The organism is Paenibacillus sp. FSL H3-0333 (assembly GCF_038002805.1).
GTDB lineage: Bacteria > Bacillota > Bacilli > Paenibacillales > Paenibacillaceae > Paenibacillus_AQ > Paenibacillus_AQ silagei.
The window spans coordinates 3766796-3792823 of sequence record NZ_JBBODG010000001.1 but is presented as its reverse complement, the minus strand read 5'-3'; the positions used below and the strand labels follow the sequence as shown (position 1 = coordinate 3792823).

General features: G+C 54.1%; 21 protein-coding genes. 5 read left to right on the top strand and 16 right to left on the bottom strand.

All coding sequences use genetic code 11. The features are described from left to right. Window positions 1–67: 67 nt before the first annotated feature. From MHH78_RS16705 to MHH78_RS16670, 8 genes are all read right to left on the bottom strand, one after another. Entirely contained in the window at window positions 68–520 is a 453-nt protein-coding gene (locus tag MHH78_RS16705) for a RicAFT regulatory complex protein RicA family protein (RefSeq protein ID WP_076086829.1), read from the bottom strand. A gap of 24 nt (window positions 521–544) precedes the next feature. Further along, window positions 545–2095, bottom strand: a complete 1551-nt coding sequence (miaB, locus tag MHH78_RS16700) for a tRNA (N6-isopentenyl adenosine(37)-C2)-methylthiotransferase MiaB (protein WP_341168060.1) — start codon at window positions 2093–2095, stop codon at window positions 545–547. Between the two features lie 549 nt (window positions 2096–2644). Then, window positions 2645–3967: a BclA C-terminal domain-containing protein gene (locus MHH78_RS16695; protein WP_341168059.1), complete on the bottom strand. Its 1323-nt coding sequence runs from the start codon at window positions 3965–3967 to the stop codon at window positions 2645–2647. Window positions 3968–4192: 225 nt separating this feature from the next. After that, window positions 4193–5287, bottom strand: coding sequence for an NADH:flavin oxidoreductase (locus tag MHH78_RS16690; RefSeq protein ID WP_341168058.1), 1095 nt, complete (start codon window positions 5285–5287; stop codon window positions 4193–4195). A gap of 121 nt (window positions 5288–5408) precedes the next feature. Continuing rightward, window positions 5409–6254: a rhamnulose-1-phosphate aldolase gene (rhaD, locus tag MHH78_RS16685; RefSeq protein WP_341168057.1), complete on the bottom strand. Its 846-nt coding sequence runs from the start codon at window positions 6252–6254 to the stop codon at window positions 5409–5411. 87 nt (window positions 6255–6341) lie between these two features. After that, window positions 6342–7598: an L-rhamnose isomerase gene (gene rhaA / locus MHH78_RS16680; protein ID WP_341168056.1), complete on the bottom strand. Its 1257-nt coding sequence runs from the start codon at window positions 7596–7598 to the stop codon at window positions 6342–6344. A gap of 11 nt (window positions 7599–7609) precedes the next feature. Then, window positions 7610–9085 (bottom strand): rhamnulokinase, encoded by a 1476-nt coding sequence (rhaB, locus tag MHH78_RS16675; RefSeq protein ID WP_341168055.1) that lies wholly within the window; start codon window positions 9083–9085, stop codon window positions 7610–7612. Between the two features lie 29 nt (window positions 9086–9114). Then, window positions 9115–10266 carry an iron-containing alcohol dehydrogenase gene (locus MHH78_RS16670; RefSeq protein ID WP_341168054.1) on the bottom strand — a complete coding sequence of 384 codons (1152 nt, stop codon included), beginning with the start codon at window positions 10264–10266 and terminating at the stop codon, window positions 9115–9117. 264 nt (window positions 10267–10530) lie between these two features. Between MHH78_RS16670 and MHH78_RS16665 the strand changes: the two genes are divergently transcribed. Beyond that, window positions 10531–11286 carry a DeoR/GlpR family DNA-binding transcription regulator gene (locus MHH78_RS16665; protein ID WP_076078806.1) on the top strand — a complete coding sequence of 252 codons (756 nt, stop codon included), beginning with the start codon at window positions 10531–10533 and terminating at the stop codon, window positions 11284–11286. Window positions 11287–11324: 38 nt separating this feature from the next. After that, entirely contained in the window at window positions 11325–12380 is a 1056-nt protein-coding gene (locus MHH78_RS16660) for an ankyrin repeat domain-containing protein (RefSeq protein ID WP_341168053.1), read from the top strand. A 31-nt stretch (window positions 12381–12411) separates the two neighbouring features. Here the strand turns inward: MHH78_RS16660 and MHH78_RS16655 are convergent, their stop codons facing one another. The 7 genes from MHH78_RS16655 to MHH78_RS16625 all read right to left on the bottom strand — a co-directional run bounded on the left by MHH78_RS16655 (window position 12412) and on the right by MHH78_RS16625 (window position 19876). Then, entirely contained in the window at window positions 12412–13704 is a 1293-nt protein-coding gene (locus tag MHH78_RS16655) for an L-cysteine desulfidase family protein (RefSeq protein WP_341168052.1), read from the bottom strand. A gap of 100 nt (window positions 13705–13804) precedes the next feature. Continuing rightward, entirely contained in the window at window positions 13805–13999 is a 195-nt protein-coding gene (locus MHH78_RS16650) for a hypothetical protein (RefSeq protein WP_076078765.1), read from the bottom strand. A gap of 216 nt (window positions 14000–14215) precedes the next feature. Then, window positions 14216–15109, bottom strand: coding sequence for a phosphogluconate dehydrogenase (NAD(+)-dependent, decarboxylating) (gene gnd / locus MHH78_RS16645; protein ID WP_341168051.1), 894 nt, complete (start codon window positions 15107–15109; stop codon window positions 14216–14218). Between the two features lie 68 nt (window positions 15110–15177). Then, complete coding sequence (gene zwf / locus MHH78_RS16640; RefSeq protein ID WP_341168050.1) at window positions 15178–16716, bottom strand: glucose-6-phosphate dehydrogenase; 1539 nt, start codon at window positions 16714–16716, stop codon at window positions 15178–15180. Between the two features lie 189 nt (window positions 16717–16905). Next, complete coding sequence (locus MHH78_RS16635; protein WP_340827250.1) at window positions 16906–17136, bottom strand: hypothetical protein; 231 nt, start codon at window positions 17134–17136, stop codon at window positions 16906–16908. A gap of 6 nt (window positions 17137–17142) precedes the next feature. Then, window positions 17143–18366 carry a Ger(x)C family spore germination protein gene (locus MHH78_RS16630; protein ID WP_341168049.1) on the bottom strand — a complete coding sequence of 408 codons (1224 nt, stop codon included), beginning with the start codon at window positions 18364–18366 and terminating at the stop codon, window positions 17143–17145. A gap of 1 nt (window position 18367) precedes the next feature. Further along, window positions 18368–19876, bottom strand: coding sequence for a spore germination protein (locus MHH78_RS16625; RefSeq protein ID WP_341168048.1), 1509 nt, complete (start codon window positions 19874–19876; stop codon window positions 18368–18370). Window positions 19877–20053: 177 nt separating this feature from the next. Here MHH78_RS16625 and MHH78_RS16620 point away from each other — a divergent pair, with 177 nt between their 5' ends. From MHH78_RS16620 to MHH78_RS16610, 3 genes are all read left to right on the top strand, one after another. Further along, complete coding sequence (locus MHH78_RS16620) at window positions 20054–21154, top strand: GerAB/ArcD/ProY family transporter (protein ID WP_341168047.1); 1101 nt, start codon at window positions 20054–20056, stop codon at window positions 21152–21154. 112 nt (window positions 21155–21266) lie between these two features. After that, a complete protein-coding gene (locus tag MHH78_RS16615) occupies window positions 21267–22124 on the top strand; it encodes an AraC family transcriptional regulator (RefSeq protein ID WP_076078744.1) in 858 nt (285 codons plus the stop codon). A 119-nt stretch (window positions 22125–22243) separates the two neighbouring features. After that, the gene (locus tag MHH78_RS16610) at window positions 22244–23350 is read left to right on the top strand and encodes a glycoside hydrolase family 88 protein (RefSeq protein WP_341168046.1); all 1107 of its coding nucleotides are present in this window, start codon (window positions 22244–22246) and stop codon (window positions 23348–23350) included. Window positions 23351–23541: 191 nt separating this feature from the next. Here the strand turns inward: MHH78_RS16610 and MHH78_RS16605 are convergent, their stop codons facing one another. Continuing rightward, window positions 23542–25659, bottom strand: coding sequence for a glycoside hydrolase family 52 protein (locus MHH78_RS16605; RefSeq protein ID WP_341168045.1), 2118 nt, complete (start codon window positions 25657–25659; stop codon window positions 23542–23544). Window positions 25660–26028 lie beyond the last annotated feature (369 nt).

The window sequence follows — 26028 nt, the reverse complement described above, 5'->3', positions numbered from 1 at the left end:
AACCGGAGCCGGCCCGCTGACTATGTAAAAAGGGACGGATTCACATCCGCCCCCGGGGGATTCTGCATTAATCTCCGCATGTGGAGGGCGGTGCCTCGGTGCCTGCTTCCACATTGATTTTATCAGAAACGGTATCCCTGATCACTGAAATCACCATCTGCAGCAGATAATTGATATCGCTCTGGCTCTGCTGGAACTCGTTCACAACCGGGATGCTGTCGATTTCATCCTGCAGCTCTTCAATCTCACGTTCAATCTTCGCGACCATCGCCTGGTTCTTGAAGCTCTCGAACGCCACGATCTCCTTCTGCTTCTTCTTAATCGTAGCAATGAGTCCCTGCACACGCTCGTGATTCAGAATCTTCTGCTCGGCCTGCTGGAAATGACGGACCTCCTCACTGGTGGAGATGAGTGCAGCCAAGTCCTTCGCCTTGCCCATAATATCCTCCCGTACAATCAAATCGCGGGTATTATGGGTCTGCATGCCATATTCATTCAGTCGTGCTTCTTCCTGGCTCATTCTTCTCGCCTCATTTCTCTATAATTAGAGGACCGATGCGGCTTCCGCCTGATAGTCCCCTCTAATGTACCAAGTCTTCGCGCCGGTAATGCTCACCTGCACCAGCGTGCCGATCAGGGAGGACGGGCCTTCAAAATGCACCAGCTTACTGTAACGGGTACGTCCGGCCAGCATCCGGGCATTATTCTTGCTCGTACCTTCCACCAATACCTCCACCCGCCGGCCCAGCATCCGCTCATTCCCCAGACGGCTCTGCTCCTTGATCAGATCATTCAGACGCTGGAGACGCGCGCTCTTAACCTCTGACGGAACATTATCGTCCATCCCGGCTGCCGGAGTCCCTTCGCGCGGAGAATAAATGAAGGTATACGCCATATCATACCCTACTTCGCGCACCAGGGACAGTGTCTCCTCGAACTGCTCCTCCGTCTCACCAGGGAAGCCGACGATAATATCGGTAGTCAGCACCGCATCCGGCACGCCTGCCTTAATCTTACGGACCAGCTCCAGATAGGCTTCACGGGTATATTTGCGGCTCATCCGCTTCAGCACGGCTGTACTTCCCGACTGCACCGGCAAATGGATATGCTCCACCAGATTGCCGCCTTTGCCCAGCACATGAATCAGTTTATCGTCAAAATCACGCGGATGCGAGGTCATGAACCGGATACGCGGAATATCAATCCCCCGCATGTCGTCCATCAGGTCGCCGAAGGTATAATCAATGTCCGTAAAATCCTTGCCGTAGGCGTTCACGTTCTGCCCCAGCAGCGTTACTTCCTTGAAGCCCTGGCGGGCCAGCTCCCGCACCTCGGCAATGACATCCTCCGGACGTCTGCTCCGCTCCTTACCCCGGGTGAACGGCACAATACAGTAGGTACAGAACTTGTCGCAGCCGTACATAATATTCACCCAGGCGCGCAGCCCCTCCCGCTTCTTCGGCAGATTCTCAATGATATCGCCTTCCTTGGACCAGACCTCAATGACCAGCTCGCGGCTGAACACCGCTTCCTTAATCAGCTCCGGCAGACGGTGGATGTTATGTGTGCCAAAGATCAGATCCACGAAGCCGTACCGGCTCATGATCCGGTTGACCACGCCCTCCTCCTGGGACATACAGCCGCAGATCCCCAGGAGCAGGCCGGGCTTCTCCAGCTTCAGTGTTTTGAGATGGCCAAGCTCTCCGAATACCTTATCCTCCGCATTCTCGCGGATCGCACATGTATTAAGTAGTATAATATCAGCTTCGCTGCGGTCTTCAGCCGCCCGGTAGCCGAGCTGCTCCAGCATACCCTTCATCGTCTCCGTGTCATGCTCATTCATCTGACAGCCGTAGGTGGTAATATGATAGCTCTTGCCTGCACCGAAATCTGCCATCTCCGGCGGGATGTCGAAATGATACAGCACTTCAATCTCTTCCTTGCCCCGACGCTTGCCTTCCTTGTAATCGGGCTGGCTGTTGATTTGCACATTTCTGCCTTTGATCCGGTAAGTGGTCTTGCCTTCAGTCTCGCTGATGATCTTGGCATCTGTGAAATCGAAATACTGCCCGTAATCCTTGCTCCCCTTCGCCATGCTAAAGTCACATCCTCTGCTGATGTCCCCGTATTTTTAGAGCTTTTCTAGTGTAAAATTATATCATACCGCTCCCAAGATAATCCATTCTCAGAAGCAGGATATCCGCACAGATAGACCTTCTTGCAGTCAGCAGGAAGAGAGGGCAAGTCAGTAGTCCGACTATTGCTTCTTGTATAGCATCAGATTTAAAATAACTTCATTGCTTAGAGCTTCAGTATGAGGCACGCAACTCAGGAGTATCTCCAGCGCAACAAAATCACCCTTCGGGTGGATGAGATTACCTGCGCGCCAGAAAATGTATGTTGTTGTCCGCATACATTCGGGCCACCAGCCTGCGCGCCAGCAAATGTATGTTGTTTTTCTCATACATTCTGAGCCTCTCATATACTTATGCGGCCTCCAGATCATTCAAAGAGTACTTCTCCCCACGCTATCCCCCCTTATCCACACCAGACGGATAATATAATTTCCTATACGACAAAAAAGCCCGGCCTAAAATGTAAGGTCCCGGACTTATTTATTACAACCAGCTTGCCGCCAGACGTCTTAACCCCCAAGCCTATAGATCAAAATTGATGCGTTGGAGTTGATCTGCGTTCCTCCGGCTAAGGTCTGTAAATTGATTGCAGCGGCACTGGAATGGTTCCTTAAAGTGATTACATCGCCGGGGACTACAGAGATAATCACCATCCCGGGGTTAGGCTGTGTTCCCGCTCCTGAACCATAGACGCTGCCACCTACAGGTGCACCGTTCAGATACAAAGTGAACTGATTCGGTTCCACTGCGGTGACAATGAAGATTACCGCATAATCTCCTGCATTCTCAACATTAATCTGAGCTGTATTAGGGGTATGCGAGAAGCCGACAAGACTCTCATTGCTGTCAAAAGTAACATCTGCTTCCGTAGCCACGGTCTGGGCCCCCGTATTGAAAATATAGGCATAAGATGAGGCCAGTGCGCCTGTCGCTCCGGTGACTCCTGTTGCGCCCGTTACTCCCGTGGCTCCAGTTACACCCGTCGCACCCGTCGCCCCCGTTACTCCCGTGGCTCCAGTTACCCCCGTCACACCCGTGGCACCCGTTACTCCCGTCACGCCCGTCACACCCGTTACACCCGTCATACCTGTGGCACCCGTTCCACCTGTGGCACCCGTTGCACCCGTTACTCCCGTGGCTCCCGTTACACCCGTCGCACCCGTCGCACCCGTCGCACCCGTCGCACCCGTCGCACCCGTTACTCCCGTCGCCCCCGTTACTCCCGTGGCTCCAGTTACCCCCGTCGCACCCGTCACGCCCGTCACACCCGTTACACCCGTTACACCCGTTACACCCGTCACACCTGTGGCACCCGTTCCACCTGTGGCACCCGTTACACCCGTTACTCCCGTGGCTCCCGTTACCCCCGTTACCCCCGTGGCTCCCGTTACTCCCGTCGCACCCGTGGCTCCCGTTCCCCCGGTAGCACCCGTGGCTCCCGTTACCCCGGTAGCTCCGGTGACTCCTGTTGCCCCTTCTCCCAGCAACTCCTGCGAGACCAGCCGGTGTGCTGTCACCAACTGCCCGCTGGCATTTTGCCCCCATAGGGACACCTGCGCTTCGGAGACTGCCGTTCCTGTCGTGTTGAACACGAATTCAAAAGCATCCAGGTCCGCATAGTAAATTTTGGTAACCACTTGGGAGGGGGCCACACTGATCTCCTCCTGCACATATAAGGTGCGTATGCCGTTCAGGGTATAACCCAAAATAAGAATATCGAAGAATCCGGTTATATTACGGCCGTCTATTTTGAGTGTTACCCTTTGAGTCGGGCGGGTCCCCGTATTGCTTGCAATATTATTTTCAATCGGTCCTGTAGATAAAATTGCCATTTTCCAGCTCCCCTCTCAAGCTAAATCCAGCTATATTAATAGTAGTATTCGAGAGAAAACAGAAGAGTGTTGGCATATTGGCATTATTATAAGAAACAGTAACAATCAGTAGATCTTCAAAGATTCACCCGCAAAAAAACACCCCATGCGGGCAGCCATGAGCTGATAGACTTGAAGTCTAACCTAATGGCTTGGCACAGGGTGTTACAGATCAAGCTCTATTGATTAATACAATGTCTTGGTAGACTCCGAGGTGAACGGAATAATCTCGTTAATTTTGCCTGCCTGTACCTTGGCAGGCCAAGCCGGATCGCTGATCAAGGCTCTGCCTACCGCCACCAGATCGAACTCTCCCTTATCCAGCCGGAGCAGCAGCCGCTCAAGGTTGTTATCCTCATTCTTCTCCATAACCGCACTGGTGAATGCGCTGTCCAGGCCGACAGAGCCCACTGTAATCGCCGGTTTGCCCGTAATCTTCTTCGTCCAGCCCGCCAGATTCAGCTCAGAGCCTGCAAATTCAGGCTCCCAGAACCGCCGGGTGGAGCAATGGAAGATATCTACCCCGGCATTGCTGAGCGGGGTCAGGAAACGGGCCAGATCCTCCGGCATCTCCGCCAGTTTAGCGTCATAGGCCCCGCTCTTCCACTGCGAGAAGCGGAGTACGATCGGGAAATCCGGTCCTACCGCACGGCGGCAGGCATCGATCACTTCCACCGCGAAGGTGGTGCGGGCTTCCAGATCGCCGCCGTATTCATCGGTGCGGCGGTTGGTCTTCTCCCAGAAGAACTGGTCGATCAGATAGCCGTGGGCGCCGTGCAGCTCAATGCCGTCGAACCCGATAGCTTTGGCTGCCTTCGCTGCCTTGGCGAAGGCACTGACGATGGCCTGAATCTCGCTCTTAGTCATCGGCTCTGTGACTTGCTCTCCGGCCAGATTCAGCCCGGACGGGCCGATCGGCAGCGCCGAAGCATTAGGCCCCTCACCGATCTTGCGGGCCATGCCGACATGCCAGAGCTGAGGCATAATCTTGCCTCCGGCAGCATGCACCTCACGCACCACCTGCGCCCATCCCGCAAGGGAGGCTTCGCCATGGAAGTTCGGGATATCCTGATGGCTGACTGCCGCCGGATGATCGATGGCTGTGCCTTCGGTAATGATCAGACCCACCCCGCCTTCCGCGCGGCGGCGGTAATACGCCGCCACTTTAGGGCCAGGTACGCCCTCAGGAGATTGCACCCGGGTCATCGGCGCCATCACCACACGGTTACTGAGGGACAAGCCTCCGTATTCAAAAGGTTCAAACAATGCAGCAGCATTCATAATTCACTAGCCTCCATTTCATACGATGATTACTTACTTGATGATTACTTTAAGTAAGCATAGTATGACGGTTCCCGGCGGCAAATGCAAATGACTGCCAGTTCAAGAGATTTGATAAGTCTTATAAGTCCAGCACTCCAGCTTTTGGAGTCACTCGGAAGGCTGCAGCCAGATCTGCCAGCTGCTGATCAGTGATCTTCTGCCGAATCTCTCTTCCGCCGATCAGGTTATAGACAATCGCGGCCTTTTCAATCGTTTCAACCAGTCCGAAGGTGGCATCCATCGTCGCCCCGGTCACAAAGATCCCATGCTGCGGCCAGATGACTACGCGGTACTCCTTCATTTTATCCGCGGTAGCCCGGCCGATCTCGCTGCTCCCCGGCACCATCCAGGGAATGACGCTGACGCCATCCGGGAAGACCACCAGACATTCTGTGCACATCTCCCACAGCGTCTTGGTGAATTTCAGCTCATCCAGATCATGGGTGAAGGTCATGGCAATTACATTTGTTGCATGGGTATGCAGCACAATCCGGTGCGCCGGATCTACCTTCAGCCGTTCGATATGGCTCATGAAGTGGGAAGCCAGCTCACTGGTCGGAACAGCGCCATTACGCAATCCCCATAACACCTCCACACTCTCGCCGCTGCTGCTGACACGCAGCACACCCAGATTGGCCTCCGGGTCCTTGATCACATTACGGAAATACTTGCCTGATCCGGTAACGATGAAGAATTTGCCCGCCAGCTCGGCTACAGGGAAGGTAAGGCTGATCGTGCGCAGCGGCTCGCGGATATTGATATACTTGGCTACCTCTTCTTCATCCAGGAGGTAACTGACGTTGCCCCCGTTCAGCTCATCCCAGCCCAGCGACCACATGTGATGGGTAATTTCGGACATTTCCTCGATAAAAGGCGCGGTGACGCCGGATATATACCCTTTGGATTCAATTACGGAAGTACTCATATGCTCTCTCCTTCTATAGGCACCCTAAGCGTGCGGGTACTTGTTATTTATTATTTCAGCAGTCATTGTGATTTCAGTAGCCTGATCTTATCTTAAAGCCAATACATCCTGTTCATAGCGCTTCACTTCAGCCAGCCATTGCTCACGGACCGGGGTCCCCTGCGAAGCGCAGTAGTAATCCCAGACAGCACCGAACGGGTAGGACTTGAATTCTTCCACCAGAGCCAGCCGTGAGGTGTAATCTCCGGCCCGTTCAATGGCCCGAAGCTCCTCTACCGGCTCCAGCATAGCGCGCAGCAGCGCCTTGATCGTATTGCGCGTGCCGATTACCCAAGCCGCCAGGTGATTGATACTGCCGTCGAAGAAGTCCAGCCCGATATGCGTGCGCGGCAGCAGATCGCCGCGAACCAGCTCGCGGGCAATCTCCAGCAGCTCATCGTCCATCGTGACCACATGATCGCTATCCCAGCGGACCGGTCTGCTGACATGCAGCAGCAGCTGCTCGCTGAACATCAGGATGGAGCTGAGCTTGTTCGAGATCACTTCCGTCGGATGGAAATGCCCGGCATCCAGGCAGATTGCCTTGCCGCGTGTAAGGGCGTAGCCCATGTAGAACTCATGTGATCCGACCACGTAGCTCTCCGAGCCGATGCCGAACAGCTTGCTCTCCACGGCATCGATAGTATACTGCGGATCCATCTCCTCGCTGAAGATTTCGTCCAGCGATTCCTTCAGTCGCATGCGCGGTGCCAGCCGGTCTACCGGAGTATCCTTGTAGCCGTCAGGCACCCAGAAATTCGTCACACACGGCTGGCCCAGCTCGCGGCCGAAGTGCTCAGCAATGCTGCGGGAAGCCTTGCAATGCTTAATCCAGAAGCTGCGGATCTCTTCGTCCGCATGGCTCAGGGTGAACCCGTCTGCCGCCTTCGGATGCGAGAAGCAGGTCGGATTGAAATCAAGGCCTAAGCCCTGCTCCTTGGCCCATTCCACCCAATTCTTGAAATGGCGCGGCGCCAGCTCATCCAGATCCACCTGCTCCTTCGTATCGGCATAGATCGCATGCAGATTGACCTTATGCTTGCCGGGAATCAGTGAGAGGGCCTTCTCCAGATCCTGACGCAGCTCATCCGGTGTACCGGCCCGTCCGGGGTAGCTGCCGGTCACGGCAATGCCGCCGCTCAGCTCTTTATCCTTGAACAAAAAGCCCCGTACATCATCGCCCTGCCAGCAGTGCAGCGATACTTTGATCTGCGCCAGCTTCTCCAGTACCTCATCCGTTTGAATTCCATGGGCTGCATATAATTTCTTGGCTTCGTTGTAGCTGTTAATGATGCTCTGATCCATGCTGTTGCCTCCTAATACGTATTGTGAACATCCGCTCCCGGATGAAGCTGCTCCCAGCGGAGCAGCAGCTCCGCCAGCTGAGGAACCGGCTGCGGAAGATAAGACTGAATCGCGAAGGACTGTGAGATGATCTGCCGGGCTTCATGGATATCTGCCATGCGCCCCGCCTCAATCATCTGCACAGCCAGATTACCCAGGGCTGTGGATTCGGTCGGTCCGGCCAGCACCTCCCTGCAGGTAACATCTGCCGTCAGCTGGCACAGCAGCCCATTGTTAGCGCCGCCGCCGACAATCTGCAGCACTTGGGTTAGCTCCCCGGTGAGTTCTTCCAGCTCAGCCAGATGACTGCGGTAGGATAACGCCAGACTGTCAAAGATACAGCGGGCCAGCTCGCCCATAGTCTGCGGCACAGGCTGGCCGCTCTCCAGACAGGCCTGGCGGATCTCCTGAATCATATCGTCCGGGTTCAAAAACCGCGGATGATTGCAGGGAATCAGGCTGCGGAAGCCTGGGCATTCACCGGCCTGCTCTGCGAGTTCCGCGAAGCTAAATCTTCCGCCGTCCAGTCTGCGTACTTCCTGAATCAGCCAGAGGCCCATAATATTCTTCAGGAACCGGTAAGTCCCGTAAGCGCCCCACTCGTTGGTATAATTAGCGGCCATCGCTTTGCTGTTATTGATCGGGTGATCCAGCTCTACCCCCAGCAGAGACCAGGTTCCGCTGCTAAGATAGGCTGACGCACGGTCCTTCTGAGCAGGCACACCGAGTACCGCAGATGCTGTGTCATGCGTAGCCACACAGATCAGGCGGCATTCCGGCAGATCATACTCCGCGCGCAGCTCCTGCGTTATGAAGCCGAGATCTTCCCCAGGCTCGGTTAACGGAGCGAGCTGTTCACGCCGCAGACCCAGGAATTCCAGCAGCTCGGCATCGAAATCACGGGCCGCAAGATTCAATAGCTGCGTCGTGGATGCGTTGGTAACCTCGTTCATCTTACGTCCGCCGAGCCGGTAGTAGAGATAATCCGGCACCAGCAGAATCTGATCGGCCGCCTTCAGTTCTTCCCGGTCATGCGCATATAGCTGATACAGCGTATTGAAGGGAAGCTGCTGAATGCCCGTTTTGGCGTAGACCTTCTCGGGCGGAAGGAGCCGCCCGACTTCTTCCATCACCCCGTCGGTCCGGTGGTCACGGTAGGCATAGACCCGGCTTATCTGCTTGCCTTCGGCATCCAGCAGCACATAATCTACCGCCCAGGTATCAATGCCGAGGGTGCACTCGTGAATGCCTCTTAGCTTCGCCTGCTGCAGACCGTTAATAATTTCATTCAATAAATAATCCATATCCCAGAAGCAGGAGCCTTCCTGCTCCGTGAAGCCATTGCTGAAACGGTGAATCTCATCCAGTTGGAGGCTCCCGTCCACGAGCTGTCCGAGCACCAGCCGTCCGCTGGAGGCGCCGATATCGACGGCGATATGATAGGTCATAGGGAATCTCCTATTCTATGGGAGGTGATTTACAGAATTTTGCGGAATAACGCGATTACTTCATCTTTGGTAGGAATAAAAGGATTACCGGGCGCGCAGGCATCCTTCATGGCGTTCTCAGCCAGCAGATCGAGATCTACTTCCGCTACACCCAGCTCGGACAGCTTGGCAGGAATGCCAACCTCCTTGGACAAGGCCTTGATCGCCTCAATGACGTAATCCGCACATTCCTTGTCGCTGCGTCCTTCAGTTTGCATACCGGCCGCTCTGGCAATTGCTCTGAACTTCTCCGGCACATGCTTGGCATTCTCTTCTTCCACGTAAGGCAGCAGCATTGCATTGCACACGCCGTGCGGCAGATCATACACCCCGCCAAGCTGATGGGCCATGGCATGCACATAGCCTAAACCTGCATTATTGAAGGCAAGGCCGCCGAGGAAGATCGCATAGACCATCTGCTCACGCGCTTCAATATCCTGTCCGTTCGTTACCGTCCGCGCCAGATTGCCGAAAATCAGCTCCACCGCAGCCAGTGCGGTAGCATCGGTTACCGGATATGCGCCTGGAGTGACCAGCGCTTCAATCGCATGCGTCAGTGCATCCATGCCCGTAGCTGCCGTCAGCGCAGCAGGCTTATCGACCATCAGCTCCGGATCATTCACCGAGAGGGTGGCGATGCTGTTCTTGTCTACCATGACCATCTTGATCTTGCGCTCTTCATCTGTAATCACGTAGTTGATCGTCACTTCACTTGAAGTCCCGGCCGTCGTGTTCACCGCGACAATCGGCAGAGATTTATTCTTGGATTTGTGAACGCCTTCATAATCGGCAATATGCCCCCCGTTGGTGGCAACAATGCCGATGGCCTTGGCCGTATCCTGCGGCGAGCCGCCGCCGATGGAGATCAGGTAGTCACATTCGTGCTGCTTCAGGAAGTCTACGCCGTCATGAACATTTTTGCAGGTAGGGTTCGGCTTCACTTCATCATATACCACATGCTGAATCCCCGCCTCCTCCAGCACAGCCAGCAGCCTTCCGGCGATTCCGCTCTTCATCAGGAACTTGTCTGTGACCACAAGCGCCTTGTTCAGCTTCAGCTCTTGAATGTACGGGGCGATGTCCTTCAGACAGCCCTTCCCCATCATGTTAATCGACGGCACATAATAGACATGAGTACTCATTGCTTAACCAGCCTCCCGGGCACGTAAATAGTTAATGAACACTGTAAGCGCACATCTCCCTGTTGACCTTCTCATCGTATCGCCGTTAATCTGTGTTGTCAACACTTTAAACACTAAATAAGTTGTTTTTATTTGTTTATTGTTTGTTTTACGGGAAATAAGCAATCATTATTGTGGGTTTCAGAGCAAATCAGGTGAATTGTGTTGTACAACACAGAAATAACAGGCTATATTAAAACTATCAACTCTGGAAAGGTGATACGTATGCTCGCTGCCGAAAGACGCAAAAAAATAATCGACCTTGTCCATCAGGACAAGCGTGTGCTGGTGTCCGATCTGAGCCGGATGTTCGAGGTGACAGAGGAGACGATCCGCAGAGATCTGGAGAAGCTGGAGAAGGATGGCATTGTAAGCCGGACCTACGGCGGAGCCATGTTGAACAGGCATACCAATGAGGACCTGCCTTTTCTGACCCGGGGAGCGCTCAATACGGATATCAAACGCGCAATAGCGATCCAGGCGCTGGATCTGATTAATGACGGGGATACGCTGATGGTCGACCCCAGCTCGACTTCGTTTGAATTCCTGAAGCTGCTGGGTAATAAAAGTAATCTGACGATCATCACCAATTCGATCAACATTCTCCATGAGTTCGCAAGTTCGAGCCACAGCATTATTTCTACAGGCGGCTCACTCCGCCACCGTTCCCTGTCGCTTGTCGGCCCCGTAGCCCATGAGACCATTCAGCGCTACAATGTGGACACCGCCGTAATCAGCTGCAAGGCCCTCGATATGGACCGCGGGGTCACCGATTCCAATGAACCGGAATGTGAGCTGAAGAAATATATGCTGCGCCAGGCACACAAGGTTGTGCTGCTCGCGGACCATACCAAGTTCGACCAGACAGCCTTCGCGAGGCTCGCAGAGCTAAACCGGATCGATGTGCTGATTACCGACCGCAAGCCTTCGGAGGCGTGGCTGAAGCTGTTGTCCGAGAAGAATGTGGAAGTGCTGTACTAATATCATGGGAAATCATTTTAGGGAGGAGAAATGTTCAAATGGGCAAAAAGAGAAAAACCTTACCCTCCGACTTCGGCGAGCTGGTTAAATCAGGGGATGTCGATCTACTTAAGGCTGTTTTTGAAAAATGTGATTGGGATGCAACCTTGGGATATTACAAAGAACCCGCGCTCAGCATGCGGCAGATTCCGGATGAGCTGGTCCGCTGGCTGGTGGAGCAGGGTGCCGATATTAATGCGAGGGACAAATACCAGCGTACCCCGCTGTATTCCCAGGCTGGAACCTGGTCCGGCAATATTCCATTATTCCTGGAGCTTGGTGCAGAGCTGGAAGCCCTGGATTATCAGAACCAGACCCCGCTGCACGCTGCGGTCAACTATTACCGGACTCAGGCGGTACGGGATCTGGTGGCCCATGGCGCAAATGTCCATGCGGTAAATAAGTCGGGGAACACCCCGCTGTCCAAAGCCTTATTACAATGCCGGAATAGCGATATCGATAGCATGCTGGAAATCTCGCAGATCCTGCTTGATGCCGGAGCGGAGATCACACCGGAGATGAAGGAATCCGTGAGTAAGATCGGCAAAGCATTTGAATTCGCCAGATCCAATTTCAATAAAGAGCGCTTGAGTGAAACCGCAGATGCACTCGAATCCCTGTACAAGCTGTTCGATGTGGAGCCTGTAGCAGCGCGGGTGATGCATGACGGCGTTTCCAAGATCGAGGTAAACAGTACAAGATGGCAGGATCAGCACCAAGAGCTATGGGAATTACTAATCCCGGCGTCAGGACATGCGCTCACCGTGCAGGGAGAGGTCATTCGCATCACCGGCCGGATCTCACATGAAATCATGAATAACGGCGGAGGCAACTGGGATGCCGATTTCCGTAAAATGCTGAATGCGCTGCTCCGGCACTTCGCCTCGGGCACACCTCTGGACCCTGCGCACCTCAAGGAAGCGGCGGAATTAGCCGGTTACCTGCGCCATGGCAACGGCAATGATGAGCCGGCCAGATTATGCGAATTGGCCGTGAATTGGGTACTAACCAATCCACAGCCCGTTTCTTTGCCGCAACCGGATTACAAACGCTAGACGGTGAGACATCCAGTGCTTGTCCTGCTCCCTATGAAGAAGTGGCTCCCTTGGAGAGCATAATATTCAGAATGGCCTGGTCTGTGGCGGCAAGCCCCTCCTGGACCAGGGTCTCCATATTCTTGATCGTATCCTCCACCTTCTCGAAGATGACACCGTCATTGAGACCCGCGGAGATATCGTTCATGGCGAGAGTGGCAGACTGAATGGCCGCGTTGGTAGCCGTGGAGATTTTGAGTGCACAGGTTGGCTTGGCACCATCACAGATCATGCCTGAAGTAGAAGCAATCGTATTCTGGATGGAGTGCTTGATCTGCGCCAGCGTCCCGCCCATCAGATAGACAATGCCGCTGCCCGCCCCCACTCCACCGGCAATGCCTGAGCCGCAGAGCGGGGACAGACGGCCAATGTAATGCTTCACATGGATGGTAATCAGATTGCTGAGCGCCATCGCTCTTGCCAGGGTCTCCTCATCCTTGCCGAGTAGCTCGGCCAGGGCAATGACCGGCATGGTACAGGCAATCCCCTGATTGCCGCTGCCCGCCGTCGTCATTACCGGCATGGCACTGCCGTCCATCCGTGCATCGGATGCGGCTGCCGTTGCGGCAATGATCCGGTTCGCCACATCCGCGCCGAACAGATTGAGGGCGGATTGCTGGCTCATTTTCCGGCCCACCTGGAGACCATACTCCCCGCGCAGCCCTTCCTCTGAGATCGCCTTATTCATAACCGCTCCCTCCAGCAGGAAGCGAAGATCCCCGAATGGTGTATTCTGAACGAAGGCATAGATATCTTCGAGTGAGACCGAGTATACCTCGGGGTCCAGACTAAGCGGGTCTCCGCAGTCGGCCTTGTCCATTTTCGGCTCAAGCCGCTGGCCATCCTTCGCCAGATACTGCACATTCGTGTGCTCTTTTACCAGGATCGCTGTGGCGGTATGGTTCTTGCTGTGTACTCTCGCTTCTATATATAGCTTCTCCGGCGTATCCTTCAGCTCAACCTCCAGGAGCTTACGCTCCAGGAGTCCCTCTGCACTTGCCAGCTCCGCCGGGGTCAGCCCGGACAGAATCTCCAGCTTCCGCTCCGAGCGGCGCACCACCGCACCCAGGGCAGCCGCTATCGGCAAGCCCGTCTGGCCTGTACCAGGAATCCCCACACCCATCGCATTCTTGATGATATTGCCGCTGAGGAACAGCTCGATTCCTGTAATCTCTTCCTCAACCAGCTCAGCCGCCAACGAGACGGCATAAGCTACCGCAATCGGTTCGGTGCAGCCTTCTGCCGGCATAATTTCTTTGTGTAATACTTCCAGTAGGTTAACCATCTGTGCATCACCATTCCCTCTGTCTGTCTATCTATGTCTATACCTGTTTCTATATATAGTACATCAGATAGACAATCCGGGGAATCCCCGTTATTACCCATCACCCGCCCAGCTTCACCAGCCGCTTCAGCCCTTCCGTACAAGCCCAGCCTCCGGCACCTGCCAGAATCGCATTATGACAAAGGTTCAAAGCCAGCTTATACGTCATACTGCCGATAATGATTTCAACCACGATAAACCGTAAAATATCTCTCTTCGTGACCAGATAGACTCTGAATTCCTGATTGCGGGACACCTGCCATCTCCCCCGTCCAATTTCATGTTTCTGTACTTATATGCTTCGGGCGGGTTGTCTGATTCTCTGTGCAGGCACAACAAAGAGCGGTACTTCTCCATTGGTGGGAAAAGCACTGCTCCGCCCAAAGCCGAAACAGAAGAGGCTGCCCAAACAGCCATTTCATGGCTTTGGGACAGCCCCCTGATATCACCGCTTCAGCCTAATTGCCGCTGCTTACTTCGACTCCACCGCATGGCCGCCGAATTCGTTACGCAAAGCGGCGACGACTTTGCCGGTGAAGGTGTCGGTCTCCAGCGACCGGTAGCGCATGAGCAGAGCCATGGCGATAACCGGAGTCGCTGCCTGGAGGTCGAAGGCGGTCTCCAGCGTCCAGCGTCCCTCCCCGGAGGAATGCATGACGCCCTTGATGTCTTCCAGCTTGGCATCCTTGGAGAAGGCGCGCTCGATCAACTCCATGAGCCAGGAGCGTACGACTGAGCCGTTGTTCCAGACGCGGGCCACCTGCTCGAAGTCGAAGTCATATCCGCTTTTCTCCAGCACCTCGAAGCCCTCACCGATCGCAGCCATCATCCCGTATTCAATGCCGTTATGCACCATCTTGAGGAAATGTCCGCTTCCGGATTTGCCGGCGTACAGATATCCGTTCTCTACCGCAGTATCACGGAACAGTGGTTCAACCACTGCCCACGCTTCCTCATCGCCTCCAACCATATAGCAGGCCCCATTGCGCGCGCCTTCCATTCCGCCGGAGGTTCCTGCATCCAGGAAGTGAATTCCGTGGGCACCCAGCTCCTCATGACGGCGGATCGACTCTTTATAATGAGAGTTCCCGGCTTCAATAATGATATCTCCCTTGGATAATAGCGGCGTCAGTTCAGCAATCACTGAATCTACAAAAGTATGGGGAACCATGATCCAGAGAACGCGCGGGGATTCAAGCTGGCCCGTAAGCTCCTCCAGGCTTGCTGCCCCGGACGCACCGCGTTCGGCCAGTTCCTGTACCGCAGCAGGATTCACATCATACGCTACTACTTCATGGGCATGCTCCAGCAGGTTCTGGCCCAGATTGAAGCCCATTTTGCCAAGTCCGATTAAACCGACTTTCATTACGAATCCCTCCGAATTGTGTAGTCATATATAAGCTAACTCTGTCCGCTTGCTGTTACCGCCGCCGCTTACGCTCCTGGTCGGATGACTTCCGGCTCTATCCCGGCTGTCCGGTGAACGCGTGCAGGCTCTGCATTCTCCGGCTCATCCAGCCACCAGTGGAACTCGCCAAGGAGCTGATCTGCCGCCGCCGGGCCGTTAGATCCGGCAGGATACAGGTGCAGCGGCAGGCTGCCTTCTGCTGTTGCTTCGATTATAGGCTGAACCCACTGCCAGGACAACTCTACTTCCTCCCAGTGGGCAAAGAACGTAGCATCGCCGAGCATAGCATCATAGATCAGATTCTCATAAGCCTCCGGCACATCGGGATTTCCCGGCTCATGCTTAATGCTAACCGGCTCAAGCTCCCCGTGCTGAAGCGGATTCTTGGTATTCAGAGTCAGAGAGATGCCCTCATGCGGGCCAATATCAATGACCAGCAGATTAGGGTCAAGCGGCAGCTTGTTACGGTTCTTGTTATGCACATCATTAAACGGCTCTTTAAATTCTATAACAATCCGCGTGGATTTCTCCTTCATGCGCTTACCTGTACGAATGTAGAACGGCACATCGTTCCACAGCGGATCTTCAATCCATAGGCGTGCTGCAATATACGTCTCATTCTGTGAAGTGGCTGCGATCCCCGGTTCAGCGGTATACGCAGGCACTTGCTGTACGCGCATCTCCCCCGCTGCATACTGGCCGCGCACTACATGTTGTGATACCTCTTCGGGCAGCAGCGGACGGACGGAACGGATGACATGCCGTTTTTTGCTGCGGACGTCTTCTGGTGTACTGCCCTTCGGAAGCTGCATCGCCATCATCATCAGCAATTGGAGCATATGGTTCTGGAACATGTCACGCAGCGCCCCAGCCTTATCATAATAACCCGCCCGCTCTTCCACACCCACCGTCTCACTGGCGGTAATCTGGACATTCGCGATATACCGGTTCTGCCACAAGGCCCGCAGCACAGGATTAGAGTATTTCAGCACCTCCAGGTTCTGCACCATCGGCTTGCCGAGGAAGTGATCAATCCGGAAGATTTCCTCCTCTGCAAAAGCTGCACTCAAGCTCTCATTCAGCACACGCGCCGACTGCAGATCCCGTCCGAACGGCTTCTCGATGATCAGACGTTTCCAGCCCTTGGTATTCCCGAGTCCGCTGGCATTGATATTACCGGCAATCTCCCCGAAGAATTCGGGACCGACCGACAGATAGAACATCCGGTTCTGCGGAAGCCCCAGCTCTTCCTCCCGGCGCTGTACATGCCCAAGCAGCTTCACATAATCCTCAGGACGTCCGACATCCAGCACACTATATTCAAAAGCCTGCAGGAAATTCTGCAGCGCCGCTGTATCCTCTAGCGGACGGCGCGAGAAGGTGCGCAGGGAATCCAGCACCTGACGCTGGAACGTCTCGTTAGTGAGCTCCCGTCTGCCCAGCCCAATGACTGAGAGAGGACCGGAAAGCTTGCCATCAGTAAACAGGTTGTATAGAGCGGGGAAGATTTTCCGCTTCGCCAAGTCCCCGGTTGCGCCAAAAAGTACAAATGTAGATGATTCCACTTTCATTCCTCCCGTTATTATCATTTTATTATATAGTTACTTAATATTACTCAGGAACTTTTATAACACACATCATACGACTATAAATTCAATTCGTCAATCTCAATTCGACATTTACGAAAAACAACCGGTGCATGACAAATAACAGACCTTCAACGAGAAGGCCTGCCGGGATTTCCGAACTCATGATCAGAACCATGAAGATACCAGATCATTGATCGGCTTGTAGATGAATATAATCAGCAGCAGCGGGCTGGGAACCTGAATTTTGAGCAGCGTGCATATCGTGGCAGCCATTCCGCCGATCCAGAGCAGAGCCCACACCACACGATCACGCCGCTTCTGCCTGCCCTTCAGGGAGGACAGATCCATGGCTGCACAGCCTGCGGCAATCAGAGCAAACATCAGCACCAGCAGCATACAGGCTCACTCCTTAATATCTTCATAAAATGAATTATCAATCGTACCGATCCGGTTGATCGTCACACTGGCCTCGTAATGGACAGGAAGGGTCTTGAGATAGTCTTCTCCCTTCCGTTCCTTCAGCCTCTCCCATGCCTTGGGGCTCTTACGGTAAATGGATTGCCCGAAGCCGAATATATCCACATTGAACTGCTTGGTGATTCCCTCTACAGCATCCTTCATCCGCTTTACAACCCGGTCCTCCGTCTCCTCTTCCAGTGATTTGATTTTGGCCTCCGTATCCAGCGTATCCGCGCCTTCAACCTCCTGCACATTGCATAGTGTTTCCGCGCTCAAATAGATATGCGGCTCGCCGTCTATGATTTTCACCTTCCGTTTGGTAGTAGAAGTAAGCGCCTCTATAATGATCAGACCTCCGGCTTCGTCTTTGAAGTGTCCCGTATTTTTGGTGACATTATCAGTGACATAATTGAAGCCAACCGTTAGATCATCTTCTATCCAGCCAACCAGCTTATCCTTTTTGAATACAGCAACACTCTCATACTGGAGCTTCGTTCCGGGGTCTGTCTGTTCCACATTGCTTTTCTTACTGCCAGCCTCGGGATCACCCTCCACCTCCACTCCGGTTAACACCGGACTCTCCCCTTGGAGGAGCAGGTCCTCGATGAATTGATCCAATGTGACCGCGACGGTCTTGGATGAAATTTTGTAGGACTTATCCAGGGAACTGAATAATTTAGTCGCCGGCAGCCGGTCCAGCGGGGTCAGCACCTTCAGGACATTCTCGGCGGTCGTCTTCCGTGCAACCATCACATAGAAGTCCATGCGCGGCTCCCGGCTTCTTTTGATCACATCCAGCGTCTTGCCCACCCCTTCCCGCGCCAGCTCTTCTCCGATCACCAGCACCCGGATATGGCCCAGATACGGAGAGCGGGAGCTGATCAGATTGAACTTACGGAGGGATTCATATACCGTTGGCACTGTAAAATTATACACAACCACGGGAACCCCGCTTCCCCCTGTTCCTCCCGCATTCTGTGAAGAGATCGAAGAGGGTATGACCACCTGCATCGTTATGTTGTAGCCATTCTCCGCTTTATCGAGGCCCATCGCCAGCACAAAAGCCAGTTCATTCAGCTCCTTCCTCTCCCAGCACCCGCTAAGCAATAGTGATAGCAGCAGCAGGGGAAGGCAAGCTGCGACAGCTCTCTTTATTCTGCCAGCCATATCAGGAACCCCCGCGTCTGAATCTGTTCTGGCGGTGCAGATTCTGTGTTCTATTCTCTTGCGGTCTTGTTCTCAGGAACGGCCAGGGGAACCTGAAGAAAGAATCCTTAAGGTCTGCCGGCCTGAAGGGACCCAGCGGACTCATATAAGGAACGCCGAAGGAGCGCAGGCTGACGAGATGCAGCACCACTAGGAATACTCCGCACAATATTCCGTACAGTCCCATGAACCCGGCCAGCGCAATCAGGAAAAACCGGATAATGCGTGCGGCAATGGACATCCCGGCCTCGGGAATCACAAAGCTTGAGATCGCTGTAATCGATACAATGATAACCATCGCCGAGGAGATGAACCCTGCCGCAACCGCCGCTTGCCCGATGACCAGTGTTCCGACAATGGATACAGCCTGACCTACATTCTTAGGAATCCGTACCCCTGCTTCACGCAGAATCTCATAGGTTAATTCCATCATCAGCGCTTCGACAAAAGTCGGAAACGGCACCGTCTCCCGCTGGGCCGCCAGACTGATCACCAGATTGGTCGGGATCATCTCCTGATGATAGGTTGTGATAGCCACATAGAACGCAGGGGCAAACAAGGTGAGAAAAAAAGCCAGAAACCGGATGAACCGCAGCAGGGTAGAGATATCCGCACGCTGATAATAATCCTCCGCCGACTGAAAGAAGGAGACAAATACGGTCGGGGCCAGCAGCACAAAAGGGGTTCCGTCAACCAGGATAGCCACCTTCCCTTCCAGAATCCCCGCCGCGATGGTATCCGGCCGGTCACTGTTATAGATTGTCGGAAAGGGTGTCGCCACCTTGTCCTGAATAAATTCCTCGATATAGCCGCTCTCCAGAATACTGTCCGTATCAATGCTGTTCAGGCGCCGCTTTACCTCCTGCACCAGCTCTTTATTCGCAATATGGCTGAGATACATAATCGAGACACTGGTCTGGGTGACACGGCCGATCTGCATCGTTTCCAGCCACAGCTGACTGTCTTTGATTTTGCGCCGGATTAACGCGGTGTTGGTCCGCAGATTCTCGCTGAACCCCTCCATAGGTCCGCGGACCACAGACTGCGAGCTGGGCTCACTTACCCCGCGGTCTTCCCAGCCGGGCAGCCCGATCCTCAGTGCTGACGCCGTCCCCTCCACCATCAGCATCACGTTGCCGGATAACAGGTCGTGTACGAACTGGGCGTAATCCTGAACCACGGTAAGATCGCCAGCCATTAGCACACGGTTAGTCAAGATTTCTATTTTCTTATCAGGGTCCTGTTCTTCCAGCAGAGCCGAGGTCCGTCCCTCCTGAAGCGAATACAGAATCGAATTATGCAGCAGCTGATTATCTATCAGACCATCAATATAAAAAATAGCCAGCTCCGTATGCTCTCCCAGCTTCAGCTGTTTTCGCACCAGGTCAGTGCTCTCGCCCAGCAGCTTGTACACCTGTTCATTATTGACCTCCAGCCTGCTGGATAACTTCCCCTCCACCGTACTTTTCATCCGGGCCACTTCTCCTTCCCGTGGACATTCTATTCAGGTTAGTTTGGTAGCATTGCTTGATAATTATTCCTCAAATTCAGACCCGTACTTGATTCACATAATTCTGGAAGGGGATGCCATACTAAGAGGGTGCCGGGTTCATAGGCCCTGGAGGCCACATGTCAAGGAGGGATAGGGATGAGTATTGAAAAAGAGCGGATCAGCACAGCGCAGTTGGTAATCCTGGGTCTTTTTACTTTTATCGGGGATATGGCCCTGGTCTATCCTGCCGCCATGACTTCCGAAGCCCATCAGGATGCCTGGATCGCCGCCCTGATCAGTATACCGCCGGGAATTGCTCTAGTCTTCCTGTTTGTCATAGTAGCGAATATCAGCCCGAACCAAAATATTATTGAGATCAGCCAGCAGGTGCTGGGGAAATGGCTGGGCAGCGCGGTAGGCGGGTACTATCTGTTCTTCTTCATCATCGCGGCCTCTACGTATGTCCGGGAAATTGAGGATTTCATGTGTACCCAGATCTACGAGGGAACTCCCGGCGGAGTGATCCGGTTCATGAGCATTGTTCTGCTGGTGTACGGTCTGCGCCTGGGGCTTGAGACGGTCGGCAGGGCAGCGCAGGTGTTCTTTCCGCTGTTTGCCTTATTTCTGGTGGCCCTAATGGTGCTCTTATTTCCGCAGGTCCGGCTGGATCGTGTCTATCCCATGCTGACTACACCTTTACCGGATATGCTGCATTCGATCATGATCGGTGTGTTTTACCCGTTCGGGGAGATCTGCGTGTTCTTCATGATCTATCCTTACACCCGTAAGAACAGTAAAATTAACCGTGATATCTTCATCGCGCTCTGCATAGGCTCCGTAGGCCTGAACCTGATTCTGTTCCTCTCGCTGACTGTTCTCGGTGTCTATTTCTCCGAGCATAATTTCTATGCCGCCTATACCCTGGCCCAAAAAATCAATATCGCCAACTTTTTGCAGCGGCTTGAAGCACTTATGGCTACGGCCTGGATTATCACAACCTATTTCAAGACAGCACTCTACTTCTATGCCTTTGTACTCGGAACCGCGCAAATATTCAAGCTGAAAAGCCACCGCCCTCTAATCTTTCCTGTCGCGTTCCTGATCTACGGACTTTCACAGCTCATCTCCAAGGATATCATCTTCTACGTCAAAGAAATCCCCCCCTACTGGGTGGACTGGAATTTAACCTATTCGCTCGCACTACCACTTGTGATCCTCGTAGTATACAAAGTGAGGCAGCGCGCCGCTGCCTCATAAGCTAATCCATAGAGTGAAGCTCCTGTTTTATTGTAGCGCCCTGGTGGGGTCAACGTTATAATAGAAACCATAAAATGTCTTTATTTTGTCATGACAGGAGCGTAAACCAAGGATGAAACAGCTATTCGAGCCTGTTCTGTTTGCGAACCGGCAGTCGCTGATCTGGGACTACCGCATCTATACCGACGATCATTACAAGGGATATTACCACTGGCATCAGTGCTGTGAGATCATGTTCGTACACGGCGGGCAGGGCAGCATTGTTGTGAATCAGCAGATGTATGATATCCGGCCGGGCATGCTTTTCTTTTTCCAGCCGTATCAGCTGCACCGGATTTCTTCGGACGTCTCACCCGAATGCCCGTTCATACGGACGATCTTCTATCTTGACCCCCTGACAGCAGAGCATCTGCTGCAGGGCTTCGCCAAACGTAAAGCGGTGTTCAATGCGTTATGGCAAGGCAGCAATACCTATTGCGGCTTCGATCTTGGTGACCGCCTGGAGACTGTGGAATGGATCTATGGGAATTACAATCAGTGCCGGAGCAAATCATCCGGGGAAGATGCCGAGGATATCACGATGCTGCTTCTGCAGTTGTTAAGCTGTCTCGGAACAGGGGAGCAGTCACTGATTCATACCGGAGAACGGCGGAAGCTCCGCTATTCGGAGCAGATCATGAACTGGATTGAAGCGCATTATCAGGAAGAGGTGAATCTGGAGCAGCTTGCGGAGGAGACTCACCTCTCGAAATCCTATGTCTCGCGGATTTTTCATCAGGAAACAGGCGGCCGCCTGGTCGACTACCTTACCGCCCGTCGTCTCAAGCAGGCCTGCCGGCTGCTCGAGACGACGGACCTGACGGTGGAGCGGATCGGCAGCGCTGTCGGATTCCCGAATCCTTCCTACTTCAACCAGCTGTTCAAGCGGGTACTCGGCCTTTCTCCGCTGCAATACCGCAAGGGAACCTGAGAGCCTACTTGCGAGGAATAGGACAATATAACAACATTTCGTGATATCAAATGACAACTTCCGGTTCGCCAGAGGCGTTATACTGAGGCCATAATCTAATTCAAGTGGAGGCATCAGCGATGACTACAGCTTATTGGCAGGAAGTAATGAACCGTCTGGAACCGAAAGTAAACGGCATGATCAAGCAGCTCGGGACGCGGAGTCCTCATGCTGCGGGAGCAGACGGCAGATTCGATAGTCCCGGGACTGACTGGTGGACCTCCGGCTTCTGGCCGGGAATACTCTGGGTCATGTATGATATGACCGGCAAGGAAGCTTATAAGGATACAGCCTGGCCCTGGGACGAAACGATTGGACAGTGGTTCGCGAAGCCGACCGAAGAGCTGCATCACGATGTCGGCTTTCAATTCCTGGCTACTGCGGTGATCAAGCATACGCTTACAGGTGATGCGGAGGGCTTGCGCCGGGGACTTGAAGCGGCTAACTACCTGGCTGCACGTTATAATCCGGTGGGCCGGTTCATCCGCGCCTGGAACGGGGACAAGCACGGCTGGGTGATCATCGACTGCATGATGAACATCTCGCTGCTCTTCTGGGCCAGCCGGATCACCGGCGATCCGCGCTACAGCCATATTGCTACCCGACATGCGGAGACAGCAATGACCTATGGTGTGTGCGAGGACGGGTCCACCAGGCATATTCTGTCCTTCGATGCAGAGTCCGGCGCTTATATTGAGAACTTCGGCGGACAGGGATATTCCCCTGAATCCTGCTGGAGCCGGGGTTCAGCCTGGGGGTTGTACGGCTTCACGAACACCTGCCGCCACACCGGCGACGTGCGCTTCTTGAATACCGCCAAGCGTATCGCCCATTATTTCATCGCGGCTCTCCCGGAGGATCACGTGCCGCACTGGGACTTCCGGCTTGCAGATGACAAGCGCATGTTCAGAGACAGCTCGGCCGCAGCAATCGCCGCCTCTGGCCTGCTGGAACTGGCAGAGCTTGTACCGCCGGGCGAGAAACGCGTGTATGCGGATGCCGCAGAGCGCATACTGCGTTCACTTACAGAGAATTATGCCACCTGGGACCAGCCGGACCATGAAGCCATTCTGCTGCATGGAGCCGCCAGCGGCGATTCGCTCACAGATGTGTCGCTGATCTACGGCGACTACTACTATGTTGAAGCCGTAGCGAAGCTCAACGGCTGGAAGCACCGGTTGTTCTAGTCTGGCTGGCAGCAGCACAGACAGCTTGCATGGACGCGCGAGCCGAATGTAATCGGAAAACCGATCACATTCAGCACTGCGCAGGCGCGTGGGCACAGTTGTTTTATTCACATACAATAAAAAACAGCGAATCCCCGCCATGGGAGATTCGCTGTTTGAGTTAACACCGCCGGACATCCGGCTTCAACTACCTACGCCCGTTGCTCCTCCAGCCACAGAATGGCCGTTACCCCGCGCGGGTAATATTTGCTGCCGGTGATCTCGCCGGAAATAATCTGGTCACTCCAGCTCCAGATCGAGAGCTGCGGATGCGTAAGCCAGGCCGTATGGGCCTGATCTGCCGCGCGTCCCTTCTCATCCCATTTCAAGCCGAGAATTTCTCTGGCGATGAACTGGGAGAGATAGATTTTGCTCAGCCAGCTGTTGTTGCTGGTGGAGGAGATTTTCCAGCCGCCGTCCCCGAACAGGCAGACGCCCTCCACAAGCACAGCCTTCAGATGAGTGTCCAGTGCCTCGAGATATTCCCCGAACCGTCCTCCGCGTTCCAAGGCTTCCTTGCAGCCGGTGAAGTAAGGGAATACCAGACCCTCGATCGCCGGGATAATCTTCGAATCATTGCCTTCGCCGATTACAGCCGGAATGTAGCCGCCTTCAGTCACACTCGCCACGATGGTAGCCGCACAGAGCTCAGCTTGCCTGCCGGCCGTCTGGGACAGCTCCGTATTGCCGTTGTCGCGGAAAATCCGCTCCATAGCCAGATAAGCAGCCCAGCATTTTCCCGCCAGATAAATATTGTTGCGCGCCTGGCCCAGGGAGACATCCAGACTGTCATAGGTCGTGATCTCTGCACCGCCCATGGTCCGTGAGCTGTCGAGTGCCATCACACCATTGCGCTTCGCCGGGTCCGGATAATCCCGGTTCAGCATGCTCTGCAGGCAGCTCTCCAGAACGGTAAGGTTGCGCTCCATCCAGCTGCGGTCGCCCGTGTGCTCCACATAGGTCGCCGCAGTAAGAATCCAGTTGACCAATTGCTCGTGGGTCATATGCGAGAAGCAGCCGTCAATGCCGTACAGCTCATAGGAGGAGTACCCCGGACGCGACACTGCGTTGGCTACTCCCATATCATGCGTGAAGCTAAGTCCGCCCGGATACTCGGTGCTATCTCCCGGGAAACGGACAGTGTCCACATAACTGAACCGGTCCACGAACATATCCAGCTCATTGCGTACGGTCCACGGGTTCATCTTCAGCTCGTAGAACAGCTGGTCTACCGTAAGATCGAAGGTGTTCATCATCCGGTATTCGCCTTCGTTGACGACCCAGAACGGCTGGCCTTTGTACTCCAAGAGTTCGGTGGAGCCGTAATAGCTGCGGATGGCGTGAGCAAGCATGAAGGTCTGGTCGTCACTTAAGGCTGTTCCCTCCAGCATCCCGTTCGCCTCTTCGGCCTGCTTCTTCAGCGTGTCGAACTGGGATAACGCATATTCAGCAACAGCTTCTACATTGCTGTAATAACGGTTATAGTAATAGCTCGCATCCATTCCTGAAGTCACATAACCGGAGCGGTGGAAGCAGACCGCGAACTGGTACACCTTGCGTTCGCCGGCAGGCACATCCATAATAAGCGCGCCAACCTGACCCAGCCCGAACGTCCAGTTCTCCTCCAGCTCCGCTGCAAGAATATCCTCCATTGTAAAATGCATTGCCGCCTTAACACTTCCCTGCTTCGCGGCAATCGCCAGGAACCGGCCCTGGCCGACACCCGTCAGATCCTCCTTGCCTCCATCGAATCTTCTCAGGGCGCTATACGGGTCATTCCCCTGGAAGCCGAAGAAAGCACGACGCGCAGAGCTGCCCGCTGTGTTATCGACTTCAAGCTCTACCAGCACGGCTGGCAGCAGTACTTCCTTCAGCTCTGCGTCCGAGGCCGTCTCCGGGTCCGGCACCGGCCGGACTGGTGACAGAATGCGGAAGGTCAAATCGCCTGCCTGCCAGCTGTCGGTGGTCAGCCGGAAATCGCGAGTAATCTCGTCTTCCCCGAAGTGAAACAGAAGCTGCGGCTTATCCGGGCTCGGGTCCGGGTTCTCGATGTCGTAGCGCTTGCTTTCATCGTCGCTGCCCTGCTCGTGGAAGGGCAACGTATCGTAACCGCGGCCATCCTTGCGAGCTAGGCCGATATATATGTTCTGTCTCGGCGGCCTGCCGAGTTCGAGGTCAAAGCCGCCGGACGCTCCTTGAAATCCGAGGGTGAAGCTTGAGAATGATCCTATCGGTGAATGATGGGCATTGAAGAATTTGTTCGTTGGCATACAGTATATACACTCCCTCCAGCTATGTCCCGGCAGTGCCGGGCTCCTATATCAATTGAACTAATGGTTTCTATGTTTTGGGACTGACCGTGACTCCAGAGAAGTTTTGGACTTCCGGCCGCTGTTGTCTGCAGATTTCTGGATTTTTTGTACCGCTGTTCGCGGTGGAAATCCGTAGACAAAGCGGTCGCTACCGCTCCTACAGTTCCAAAATTCCCCTCCGCCACTTTTCCCTTAACTTAAGTTTTAAAGTTCAATCTATATAGCTCTATGTTAGCGCTACCCTCCCCTCAGGCAACAGGCGCAAAGCCGCCAATTATTTGGACAAATCAATCGGACGCAGCGGCCTATGCTATAATAGATCCATCT

Coding starts and splice junctions, on each gene's coding strand:
- MHH78_RS16705 (WP_076086829.1), bottom strand. CDS start 520: ATGAGCCAGGAAGAAGCACGACTGAATGAATATGGCATGCAGACCCAT.
- miaB (WP_341168060.1), bottom strand. CDS start 2,095: ATGGCGAAGGGGAGCAAGGATTACGGGCAGTATTTCGATTTCACAGAT.
- MHH78_RS16695 (WP_341168059.1), bottom strand. CDS start 3,967: ATGGCAATTTTATCTACAGGACCGATTGAAAATAATATTGCAAGCAAT.
- MHH78_RS16690 (WP_341168058.1), bottom strand. CDS start 5,287: ATGAATGCTGCTGCATTGTTTGAACCTTTTGAATACGGAGGCTTGTCC.
- rhaD (WP_341168057.1), bottom strand. CDS start 6,254: ATGAGTACTTCCGTAATTGAATCCAAAGGGTATATATCCGGCGTCACC.
- rhaA (WP_341168056.1), bottom strand. CDS start 7,598: ATGGATCAGAGCATCATTAACAGCTACAACGAAGCCAAGAAATTATAT.
- rhaB (WP_341168055.1), bottom strand. CDS start 9,085: ATGACCTATCATATCGCCGTCGATATCGGCGCCTCCAGCGGACGGCTG.
- MHH78_RS16670 (WP_341168054.1), bottom strand. CDS start 10,266: ATGAGTACTCATGTCTATTATGTGCCGTCGATTAACATGATGGGGAAG.
- MHH78_RS16665 (WP_076078806.1), top strand. CDS start 10,531: ATGCTCGCTGCCGAAAGACGCAAAAAAATAATCGACCTTGTCCATCAG.
- MHH78_RS16660 (WP_341168053.1), top strand. CDS start 11,325: ATGGGCAAAAAGAGAAAAACCTTACCCTCCGACTTCGGCGAGCTGGTT.
- MHH78_RS16655 (WP_341168052.1), bottom strand. CDS start 13,704: ATGGTTAACCTACTGGAAGTATTACACAAAGAAATTATGCCGGCAGAA.
- gnd (WP_341168051.1), bottom strand. CDS start 15,109: ATGAAAGTCGGTTTAATCGGACTTGGCAAAATGGGCTTCAATCTGGGC.
- MHH78_RS16635 (WP_340827250.1), bottom strand. CDS start 17,136: ATGCTGCTGGTGCTGATGTTTGCTCTGATTGCCGCAGGCTGTGCAGCC.
- MHH78_RS16630 (WP_341168049.1), bottom strand. CDS start 18,366: ATGGCTGGCAGAATAAAGAGAGCTGTCGCAGCTTGCCTTCCCCTGCTG.
- MHH78_RS16625 (WP_341168048.1), bottom strand. CDS start 19,876: ATGAAAAGTACGGTGGAGGGGAAGTTATCCAGCAGGCTGGAGGTCAAT.
- MHH78_RS16620 (WP_341168047.1), top strand. CDS start 20,054: ATGAGTATTGAAAAAGAGCGGATCAGCACAGCGCAGTTGGTAATCCTG.
- MHH78_RS16615 (WP_076078744.1), top strand. CDS start 21,267: ATGAAACAGCTATTCGAGCCTGTTCTGTTTGCGAACCGGCAGTCGCTG.
- MHH78_RS16610 (WP_341168046.1), top strand. CDS start 22,244: ATGACTACAGCTTATTGGCAGGAAGTAATGAACCGTCTGGAACCGAAA.
- MHH78_RS16605 (WP_341168045.1), bottom strand. CDS start 25,659: ATGCCAACGAACAAATTCTTCAATGCCCATCATTCACCGATAGGATCA.